The organism is Burkholderia sp. APQ4-4ca (assembly GCF_057837105.1).
This window is the reverse complement of record NZ_JBYQCG010000136.1, coordinates 1-9,970: the sequence shown is the minus strand read 5'-3', so window position 1 is coordinate 9,970 and position 9,970 is coordinate 1. Positions and strand designations below refer to the sequence as shown.

Sequence of the window (9,970 nt, the reverse complement as noted above, 5' to 3'; positions counted from 1 at the left end):
GGCGATCGCGGCTGGCGCGCGATCGACCCGAAAGGACTGCGCGGCGAGCGCACGTTCGATTACGCGAATCTGTTCTGCAATCCTGCGCATGACATCGCGGTCGATCCCGCGCGTTTCGAGCGGCGCGTCGTGCTCGTGGCGGATGCGGCGCGGCTCGACCGGCGACGGTTGCTGCAATGGATACTCGCGTGGTCGGGGCTATCGGCGGTGTGGTTGATGGAGGACGAGTTGCCGGCGGATACGCGGCTGGAGGTCGCGATGCTTGCGGCGAGAGCGCTCGGGCTGTAGCGATATGCGTCGGCCATGAAAACACAGGTTCATCGCGGAGTTCTGAGGGAAGTTGCGAAGACCACCGGTATTCGGCCAGTTTCAGACACTAGACCATACGACTAGATCACCGACAATCCTCGGTACCCGCTTGCCTTTGGTCAATATCGATGAAAGTTTCGAGAGATTTCGGAATCGTTGTCCGACGGGCTGCGCTAGCAGCCAAGAATGTCGACCTATCCACGGTCATGGTCGATTTCAATTTTCGGGAATATTTTGACGAATCCGATAGCCTCTTGTCGCTTGGCCCGTTTTTCGGAGGCGATGCGGCCGATGCGTGCACGAAGTCATTGGAACGGCTTGGGCTGACATACCTCGACGACTTTTTCGTCTTCGAGCAGTTTGTGCCCGACTGGTGTTCGTTCGAAGTATTTTGAAGTAGGCGCCGATATCGAGCTTCCGAGGTCGGCTATCGGCTGCGGATTCAAGCCGTCGATGCCAGCCATCGACTTCGTGCGCAAGCGCACCGATAAACGCAAGCGTTAACCCCGGCCTCGATCGAAACAGCTTCCCCCCGATCGTGGAGTAGTATTCCCCGATATCCAGGTGATTGCCCAGCCTCTACGGCGCACAGCCGCCCCATCTACGTGTGGTGGCGCCGGCCGTGGCGACGGCATTGATGGAGCCGCCTCATGTCAACCGAGTGGAAGCACCGCGTCCGACTGTTTATCCAGCGCTTCTGGCAGCCGACCAGCGCGTGCATGACCTGCATGCCCGGGAGCTGGGGAAACGTCATGAGCGTTGCCCACTGGACTATCGCCTTCCATACGGGTCTGCTGACCGGGCTCCTGGCGCTACTGCTGACTTTCACGCCTGTCTCGAAACTCTACGCGCATCGATACGGCAATGCGCTGATCGTTGGCATCCTGACGACGTTGGGCGATGCCTACTCGCACACGAGCCATTACCGCATCCCCTATGTCGAGCACATCGTGACCGGTGCGATTTCAGGTCTCTTGGCCCTTGCGGCCTCATACCTCTTCGAAAACCGCGCGCGACGCCTTCGGGCGGTGTGGGCTCGGGTCGTCGGGCAGCCTATCCGCTGACTTTCCGAACCGACGCCGAACCCGAAAAAAAGCCCGCCGGCAAACACCGGCGGGCTTTCATATCCGAGCTACGTCGCGCTTCAGCGCGCCGGGTTCAGCGTCAGATTCATGTGACGGTTCACGTCCTTGTACAGCAGATAACGGAACCGCCCAGGCCCGCCCGAATAGCACGCCTGCGGGCAGAACGCGCGCAGCCACATGAAGTCGCCGGCTTCCACCTCGACCCAGTCCTGGTTCAGCCGATAAACGGCCTTGCCTTCCAGCACGTACAGGCCGTGCTCCATCACGTGCGTTTCGGCGAACGGAATCACACCGCCCGGCTCGAACGTCACGATGTTCACGTGCATGTCGTGGCGCATGTCGCTCATGTCGACGAAACGCGTCGTCACCCATGCGCCGTTGGTGCCCGGCATCGGGATCGGCTCGACGTCCTGCTCGTTGGTCACGAACGCTTCCGGCAGCGGAATGCCGTCGACGGCCTGGTAATGCTTGCGGATCCAGTGGAAACGTACCGCGGCATCGCTGACGTTGTGCAGCGTCCAGTCGGCGCCCGGCGGAATGAATGCGTAACCACCCGGTTTCAGCGTGTGCTGCTTGCCCTGCAGCGTCAGCTCGGCTTCGCCTTCGACGACGAACAGCACGGCTTCGGCGTGCTTGTCCTGCTCGGGCTTGTCGCTGCCGCCGCCCGGATTCACTTCGACGATGTACTGCGAGAAGGTTTCCGCGAAACCCGACAGCGGGCGGGCGATCACCCACAGGCGCGTGTGGCTCCAGAACGGCAGCCAGCTCGTGACGATGTCGCGCATCACCCCCTTCGGGATCACCGCGTACGCCTCGGTGAACATCGCGCGATCGGTCAGCAGATCCGTCTGCGGCGGGTGGCCGCCATGCGGCGCGTAATACGTTGTCTTAGACATATTGCATCCTGCAATGGGTTGGTCCGGCCCCGGGCGCAAACGGCATCGGGCGGTTCGCCTGCGCGTGACACGCGCAAGCGATGGCGGGACATCGTTGCCGGGGTGGCTTGAAAGCGCATGCGCCTTCGGTCGGTCGGCCAGGCTTCGCGTCGGGTCCGTCCGTCGAGCGGACGCGGCGGCCCGGTGGTCGGGCCGCGGCCCTCGCGATCATGCAGCGAGGCGCGAATGGCGGCGCGGTTCGACTCCGTACGCGAGCATCGCCGACGATAGCGAAGTCGATCTCGATCGACCAATTAAATGTTGCGATGACATGCATTCGATTTCCCACTACCCCCCGGCCCCGCGATGCACGGCGGGGAGGCGTGGCGGGCGCGCCGGCTATCGGGGAAATCCTGACGGATGCGAATGCTCGCGCGATGGGTCCGTGCACGACAACGCAGCGTACAAGCGTCGGTCTCGATGCATCACGTCAAGCGGATCGAAGGCAGTCGATATGTGCGCGTCAACTGACCGCTGCGGCATGGTCCGGGAATACGGTCAGATCAGAACGAGCCAACGTGTCGAAGGCAAAGCGGATGGCATTCCGCTGCCCCTGTCCGGGCACATTCCGGCGCGGCAGGCGATGTCGTCGACAAAGGGGAAAACAGCGGAAGGAGAATGGCCGGCCCGTCAATCGGGCACATGGCAGCGGCTGATGAAGCCGGAGGAGAATCGCCGGTCTGGCCGGCGAAGCGGCCCGGCAGCGCGCCGGGCTGAAGCTCGCGTCGGGATGCCGACGCCATCGGCGCGCCGGTGCGCGGATCGCGCACCGGGCCGCGCCAGCGGCGATCAGTCCCAGTCGCGGTGGTGGCGATGCTTGCGGCGATGGTAGCCGCGGTCGCCGTGATCGCGCTCGTACGAGCTGCGCGACATGTTGCCGCCAAGCGCCGCGCCGGCGCCGCCGCCGACGGCCGCGCCCAGCAGGCCGCCCGTACGGCCGCCCATCGCGTTGCCTGCCGCGGTACCCGCGCCGCCGCCGAGGGCGCCGCCGATGATCGCGCCGGTGCGCTCGCGACGGTTCGACGTCACCGCGCCGCCGGCGCCGCCGCCGATCGCGCCGCCGATGACGGAGCCCGTGCTGCCGCCGACCGCGCCGCCGACCGCCGCGCCGGCAACCCCGCCGAGCGCGCCGCCAAGCGCGTTGTTCAGGTCACCGGCTACGGCCGGCAGTGCAGTCGCGCCGGTCAACGCGGCGACGACGAGAGCGGGGGCGATTTTCTTCCACATTCCCGTATTCTTCCTTGTTCGCAATTCTGGTTATCGAGGTCCGCTCGGTACGACGATCTGAATCGATCGATGTCGGGCCAGGCATTGTGCCGAACCGCGGACCAATTCATTTCAACGAGCTTGCGGCGAAGAATAGCACCGGTCCCGCATTCCTGCCGTGGACATTGTGGTAACAAGTTGTTTACGAATAACTGGCGATGAACGCGGCCGTCTAATCCGGCTGAAACCCTTGCCGGTATTGGCTTCGGCACGATTCCGGCCCCGCATCGCGACAGGCCGGACATGCAGGCCGCCGCACATTCGGGACACACGTGGCAACACATCTGCACAAGCCGCGAGCAGGCCTCCGAACACCGGTCGGGGGGAAGACGAGGAGGGTCAGTACACGCCGGGCAGCAACCGCCACGTCCGCGCGCAGTACGCGTCGTATTCGGCGCCGAATTCCGAACGCAGCAATGCCTCCTCCGAGCGGATGCGGGCGACGAGCGGCACCAGCGTCAGCACGACCAGCAGCACGCCCACGCCGGAACGGAACGCGAGCGCCCATCCGAGCGAATTGACGACCAGGCCGAGATAGCTCGGATTGCGGATGCGGCTGTAGATGCCTCCGGTCACGAGCGTATGGCCCGGCCTGGATCGCGACGAGCCCGCTGAAGCGCTTGCCGAGCACGAACACGGGCCACATGCGTAGCACACCGCCCACGAGGTACAGCGCGACGCCAATCCAGCGCGCCGTGTCGCCGCCGAAGGTCCAGACGTCGAGCCGGTCGGTCAGCGCGGGCAGGTATGCGAGCAGGAAGCCGCTCACCGCGAAGGCCGCGAGCACCCAGCGGTTGTCGCGACTCTCCCGCTCGCCGCTGCTCAGGTTGCCTTCGGTGAACAGCGCGGCGACGGCCATCGCGAGCGTCGCGACGACGATGACGATCAGCTGTGGATGCGAGAAGAACGCGGCGAACCCGCCGCTGCCGAGCACGGCGAGCCCGAGATATACGAGCGTGGAGAGGCTCGACAGAACGATGACCTTGGGGGTGGCTGTCATGACGGCTCGCAGGGATACGCATTCCTGTGAAGTATAGGAACTGCGCACCGCGAGTGCCGTGCCGCACCGTCATGCGGCGAGCGAACGCGCGTGTATCGTCCGGCCGACGGCAGCCGACCGGGCCGGCATGGCCGCAGCCGGCGCGCTGCGACGGATCAGCGGATGTGGAAGTGGCCGCCGATGCCGACCGTGACGGGCGGCGCGTAATACGCGGGCGCATAGCCGTAGTAGGCCGGTGCGGGCGCGTAGCCGTACGGCGGCGCGACGTAGCAGCCGGACAGGCCGCCGATCAGGGCAAGCGTGATGAGAAGTCTGAACATGGCTCGGCTCCCGGAGCGAAAGACGAATGGCATCTCGCGAAGACCGCGCCGCCGCGTGTCGCCGCACCACGCGACGGCCGGCACGAAGAGGCGATCCGCCCCTCGTGTCGCTCGATGAAACAATGCGCGGAGTCTAGCGCCGGGCCCGGCCGGCCGAGTTTCCCGGGCGGTTACACGTGTTACCTCGCGTGACCGCCGAAACAACCTTGGGCGGCGCGGCGGCCGGCCGGTGGGCAGCCGCCGCGCCGGGTGCGGACGGGTTTGTTACACGAAGCGGGCGCGAATGCGCTGCGCGAGCGCTTCGAGCGTCGCGGCGTCGGCGATGTCGCGCGCATGCATCCGCAGCGCCGCGCCTTCCCAGCGCGGAATCACGTGGAAATGCACGTGCGGGACCGTCTGGCCGGCGGCCGCGCCATTGAACTGGCCGATGAACACGCCATCCGGCTCGAGTGCCGCGCGCACCGCGGCCGCGACGCGCTGCGTCATGCGGATGCCGGCCGCGGCCGCATCGCCGGACAGCTCGAAAATCTGCGCGGCCGGCTCCTTCGGAATCACGAGCACGTGACCGTCGGCCTGCGGCATCAGATCCATGATCGCGAGCGTCGCGTCGTCTTCGGCGACCTTCATGCACGGCAGTTCGCCGCGCAGGATTTTGGCGAACGGGTTGTTGTTGTCGTAGGACATGGCGTTTTCCGATCTCGATTGGACAGCAGGACTGGGGAAGCGATGCCGGACGATTATCGGTCGATGGCCGTCCCGATATCAACTCGCGCGACGTGCGACGCGTGCCGAACCGTCGTGTGGGCGGCAGCGCGACAGCATGCGGCCGTCGTCACGCAGCCGCGATTGCACCGCATCGCCCGAACCTGCGACACTGCCGGATCGTTGCCGGCCGGCACGCCACCGAGGACGCTCGCGCATGACGATTCCCCTCAAGAAGCTGATGCTGCGCGGTGTCGCGCTCGCGCTCGTGGCCGCAATCGGCTACACGGGCTACATGCTGTCCCGGCTCGCGCCGATCGCGACCGGCTATGCGGCCAAGGCGCTGTGTTCGGGCGTGTTCGTGTCGGGCCGCCCGGCCGCGTCCGTGATCGACGTCGACATCATGGCCGGCGTCCATCCGCTGCTGAAACTGGTGCGGCCGTCGCTCGATCCCGACCATCATCGCGCGGTGGCGACCTTCGCCGGCTTTGCCAAACGTGAAGCCGACTTCCGGCCCGGCCTCGGCTGCACGCTCGCGCTCGGGTCCGCGACCGGTGCGGCGGCGGCCACCTTGCCGGCCGCGTTGCCGCCCCTCCCCGATCCGCCGCCCGCTCAACCCGATCCGCCCGCTCCGGCCACGCCGCCCGCCGGCATCGACGCCCACACGCTGCAGACCGCGCTCGACCGCGCGTTCGACGAACCCGATCCGGCGCGGCCGCGGCGCACGCGCGCGGTCGTCGTGATGTGGCGCGGACACGTGATCGCCGAACGCTATGCGCCCGGCTTCACGGCCGACACGCCGCTGCCGGGCTGGTCGATGACGAAGACCGTGACGGCCGCGCTGGTCGGCACGCTGGTCTCGCAACACAAGCTGTCGCCGGACGCGTCGGCGCTGCTGCCCGAATGGCGCGGCAGCGGCGATCCGCGCGCGGCCATCACGCTCGACGCGCTGCTGCGGATGACGAGCGGCCTGCAATTCAACGAGGACTACGACGATCCGCTGTCCGACGTCGCGGTGATGCTGTTCACGCAGCCCGATACCGCGCGGTTCGCGTCGGCGAAACCGCTTGCCGCGACGCCCGGCGCGCAGTGGTCGTACTCGAGCGGCACGAGCGCGATCGTCGCGCGCGTGATGCGCGAAGCGCTGGGCGGCAGCGACGCCGACTACCTCGCGTTTCCGCGCCGCGCGCTGTTCGCGCCGCTCGGGATGCGCAGCGCGGTGTTCGAGCCCGATGCGTCCGGCACGCTCGTCAGCGCGTCGTACCTGTATGCGAGCGCACACGACTGGGCGCGCTTCGGTCAGTTTCTGCTGCAGGACGGCGTGTGGAATGGGCAGCGACTGCTGCCGGAAGGCTGGGTGCGTTACCTGACGCGCGCGACGCCACAGTCGTCGCGGCAGGAATTCGGCGCGCAGTTGTGGGTGAAGGTGCCGGAGCCGTTCAACGATCGCGGTCCGCATGCGCGCGCGATGCCGGCCGACGCGTTTCATGCGGTCGGCCATGAAGGCCAGTTCGTGAGCGTGGTGCCGAGCCGCGAGCTGGTGGTCGTGCGGCTCGGGCTGTCGCGGCCGGAAGCCGCGTGGAATCACGAGGCGTTTCTCGCGCGCGTGCTCGACGCGGTGCCGGCGCCCGGTGCGTGACGACGGGCGCCTGGCCGCCGCACGCGCTACGGCGGCGGCCGTGGCGACGCCGCCGCTTCACGCGCTATCCGCGCCGCATTACGGATTCGCGCTGCCCCCGTACTGCTTGAACCCTTCGCGCGTCGCGAGACGTTCGATGTAGCGCGACACCGCCGGCAGTTCCGGATGCTCGAACGGCGTGCCGAACCAGCGGTTCACCGACAGGCCGATCGGGATATCCGCCAGCGTGAACGTGTTGCCGGCCACGTACGCGCCGGTCTTGTCGAGCTGCGCGTTCAGCACGCGCATGTGCGTCGTCCAGCCCGCGATCGACCGCGCGATGCCGTCCGGATCCTGGTGCTCGGGAGACTTGCGCACGAGGCCGAGGAATGCGCCGACCCACGAGCGGTTCAGGTCCGAGCCCTGCCAGTCGATCCACTGGTCGACGCGCGCACGCGCCTGCGGCTCGGCCGGATACAGCGCATCGCCGCCGTAGCGGTTCGCGAGATAGCGGATGATCGTGTTCGATTCCCACAGCACGAAATCGTCATCCTTGATGACGGGCACGAGCGCGTTCGGATTCAACGCGAGATAGGCCGGATCGTGGGTCGTGCGGAAACCCGCGCCCCAGTCTTCCTGTTCGAACGGCAGGTTCAGTTCGGTGCACAGCCACAGCACCTTGCGGACGTTGATGGACGGAATCTTGCCGAGGACGTGCAACATGCAGTCTCCTTGAGGGGGCGGGTGCGGAGCGTTCGGCGCGCACGGCACGCGCCGGACGCGTTCACGCCGAATTTATACACGACCTCGCGGGAAACGGCAGAGCGCGGGCGCGAAATCGGTGTGCGGCCGATTCGTCAGATCGCGCAGCGCGTGCTCGGCCGTCGGGAAGCGGAACATGAATCCGTCCTGATGCAGCCGTGCCGGCACCACGCGCTGCCCGTCCAGCAGCAGCTCGGCCATCTCGCCCATCGCCGCGCGCAGCGGCGCGGCCGGCACGTGCAGGAACGCCGGGCGGCGCAGCACCTTCGTCACGACCTGCACGAACGCGCGCTGGGTCAGCGGCGCCGGTGCGACCGCGTTGTAGACGCCGCGCATGCCCGCGTGGGACATCGCTCGCGCGACAATCCGCAGCACGTCGTCGCGGTGAATCCAGCTCATCACCTGCGCGCCGTCGCCGAATCGTCCGCCCAGCCCGAAGTAATGCGGCAGCAGCATCGGGCGCAACGCGCCGCCCGGGCCGAACACGATGCCCAGCCGCAGCACCACCGCACGCACGCCGTGGCGCCCGAGCGGTTGCACGGCCGCCTCCCACTGCCGGCACAGCTCGGACATGAAGCCGGTGCCGGCGCGGCTGCCTTCGTCGAGCCGTTCGTCGCCCGGCCGCACGCCGTAGTAGCCGATCGCCGACGCCTGGATCCACGTGCGCGGCTTGACCTCGGCGGTTTCGATCCAGCGCATCAGCGCCTGCGTGACGCCGACGCGGCTGGCGAGCAGCAGCGCCTGCCGACGCGGGTTCCAGCGCGCGCCCAGCACCGGCGCGCCGGCGAGATTGATCACCGTGTCGAAGCGCTCGTGCGGCTGCAACTGATCGACGGACGTCACGCTGCGCACGCGGCCTTGAAACAGGTAGGCCGCACGCAACGGATCGCGCGCCAGCAACGTGACCGTATGCCCTGCATCGAGCAACCGGTTCACGAGCGCTTCGCCGATGAAGCCGGTCCCGCCGGTGACGAGCACGTTGCCCGGCCGCTGCCCCCCGAACGGGTTGGCGGCCGGCGCGCGTCGCGCGATGCGGCACGCGGCGATTCCGTCGCGCACGCCCGACACCGTCACGCCGACGGCGAACAGGCTGAGCAGCCAGCCGCGCCAGCCGACGTCGATCGCGTGCAGCGCGGTGGGTTCGTGCGCCCACACGGCGAGCTGCATCGCGATCATCCCGAACAGCGCGCCGCCGTTGACGGCCAGCAGCGTATGCAGCACGCGCTCGGTCGCCGGCAGCTTGCGGCTCTGGTCCTCGACGACGAAATCCCACAACGTCAGCCCCACTTCGACGAGCACGACCGTCGCGAGCGCCGCGACCCACGCGCCGTGAAACGCGACGTTCGCGATCGACGCGAACACGAGGCCGTACAGCACGGACCGCACCGCGTGAATCGCCAGTTCGACCCGCGCGCGCGGGCTGTGCGGCAGGTCCTGCGTGAGTTCGTGGTGGTAAAGCGTATCGAATGCGCCCATCGCGCCCTGCACGATCAGCAGGTTGAGCGCCCAGTCGAAAGCCGGCAACGTGTTCATGCGGTATCCCTCCTCCACAACCAGATAAGCGGCGGCACCATCGCGACGAGCGCGGCCACATCGATCGCCACGTGCCCCCACACCTGCGCCTGCCACGACAACAGCATGTCCTGCGGCGCCCAGATCAACAGGCCGGCCAGCAGCCAGCCCCATACTTCCCGCTTCCGCAACCGGTTGCCGAGATGGACGAGCGCGAGCATCCAGACCGCGGCGCACTGCACCGTCGCGCCGAGCAGCGACAGCCACCAGATCTGCTGGGCGCGCGCGGCTTGAGGCACCGCTGTCGACCAGAAATGCCGCTCGATGCCGCGGTGATAGGCGTCGAGCCATGGCGCGCCGGCAATCCACGGAATCGCCACGCCGACGAGCAGATGCGCGATCGCGGCGGCGTACATCACGTTCACAGCGACGCGGCGCGGGGTAAGCGGACATCGCTTATC

General features: G+C 67.6%; 10 protein-coding genes and 2 pseudogenes. 4 read left to right on the top strand and 8 right to left on the bottom strand.

The window, feature by feature from the left end; genetic code table 11:
* The 3 genes from AC3IFE_RS17060 to AC3IFE_RS17050 form a co-directional block, all read left to right on the top strand.
* The coding region (locus tag AC3IFE_RS17060; RefSeq protein ID WP_489191248.1) for an aminoglycoside phosphotransferase family protein at positions 1-288 on the top strand (288 nt) is incomplete at its 5' end.
* 149 nt (positions 289-437) lie between these two features.
* Positions 438-704, top strand: coding sequence for a hypothetical protein (locus tag AC3IFE_RS17055; protein ID WP_489191246.1), 267 nt, complete (start codon positions 438-440; stop codon positions 702-704).
* A 255-nt stretch (positions 705-959) separates the two neighbouring features.
* A complete protein-coding gene (locus AC3IFE_RS17050; protein WP_089470748.1) occupies positions 960-1,373 on the top strand; it encodes a hypothetical protein in 414 nt (137 codons plus the stop codon).
* 80 nt (positions 1,374-1,453) lie between these two features.
* Here AC3IFE_RS17050 and AC3IFE_RS17045 read toward each other — a convergent pair whose 3' ends face one another.
* The 5 genes and pseudogenes from AC3IFE_RS17045 to AC3IFE_RS17025 all read right to left on the bottom strand — a co-directional run bounded on the left by AC3IFE_RS17045 (position 1,454) and on the right by AC3IFE_RS17025 (position 5,599).
* Positions 1,454-2,290, bottom strand: a complete 837-nt coding sequence (locus AC3IFE_RS17045; RefSeq protein WP_089470749.1) for a bifunctional allantoicase/(S)-ureidoglycine aminohydrolase — start codon at positions 2,288-2,290, stop codon at positions 1,454-1,456.
* A gap of 828 nt (positions 2,291-3,118) precedes the next feature.
* On the bottom strand, positions 3,119-3,556 hold the full coding sequence (locus AC3IFE_RS17040; RefSeq protein WP_089470751.1) for a hypothetical protein: 438 nt from the start codon (positions 3,554-3,556) through the stop codon (positions 3,119-3,121).
* Between the two features lie 378 nt (positions 3,557-3,934).
* Positions 3,935-4,595: pseudogene (locus AC3IFE_RS17035) on the bottom strand (methyltransferase family protein).
* Between the two features lie 155 nt (positions 4,596-4,750).
* A complete protein-coding gene (locus AC3IFE_RS17030) occupies positions 4,751-4,915 on the bottom strand; it encodes a hypothetical protein (RefSeq protein WP_179233547.1) in 165 nt (54 codons plus the stop codon).
* A gap of 264 nt (positions 4,916-5,179) precedes the next feature.
* A complete protein-coding gene (locus AC3IFE_RS17025) occupies positions 5,180-5,599 on the bottom strand; it encodes an HIT family protein (protein ID WP_489191245.1) in 420 nt (139 codons plus the stop codon).
* A gap of 235 nt (positions 5,600-5,834) precedes the next feature.
* Here AC3IFE_RS17025 and AC3IFE_RS17020 point away from each other — a divergent pair, with 235 nt between their 5' ends.
* Positions 5,835-7,256 carry a serine hydrolase domain-containing protein gene (locus AC3IFE_RS17020; protein ID WP_489191244.1) on the top strand — a complete coding sequence of 474 codons (1,422 nt, stop codon included), beginning with the start codon at positions 5,835-5,837 and terminating at the stop codon, positions 7,254-7,256.
* 78 nt (positions 7,257-7,334) lie between these two features.
* On the opposite strand, the gene AC3IFE_RS17015 is transcribed toward AC3IFE_RS17020, so the two are convergent.
* From AC3IFE_RS17015 to AC3IFE_RS17005, 3 genes and pseudogenes are all read right to left on the bottom strand, one after another.
* Entirely contained in the window at positions 7,335-7,958 is a 624-nt protein-coding gene (locus tag AC3IFE_RS17015) for a glutathione S-transferase family protein (RefSeq protein ID WP_089470755.1), read from the bottom strand.
* A gap of 72 nt (positions 7,959-8,030) precedes the next feature.
* Positions 8,031-9,530, bottom strand: coding sequence for a TIGR01777 family oxidoreductase (locus tag AC3IFE_RS17010; RefSeq protein WP_489191243.1), 1,500 nt, complete (start codon positions 9,528-9,530; stop codon positions 8,031-8,033).
* Positions 9,527-9,970, bottom strand: a pseudogene (locus AC3IFE_RS17005) (DUF393 domain-containing protein); the annotation flags it as partial. The pseudogene AC3IFE_RS17005 and the gene AC3IFE_RS17010, both read right to left, overlap by 4 nt.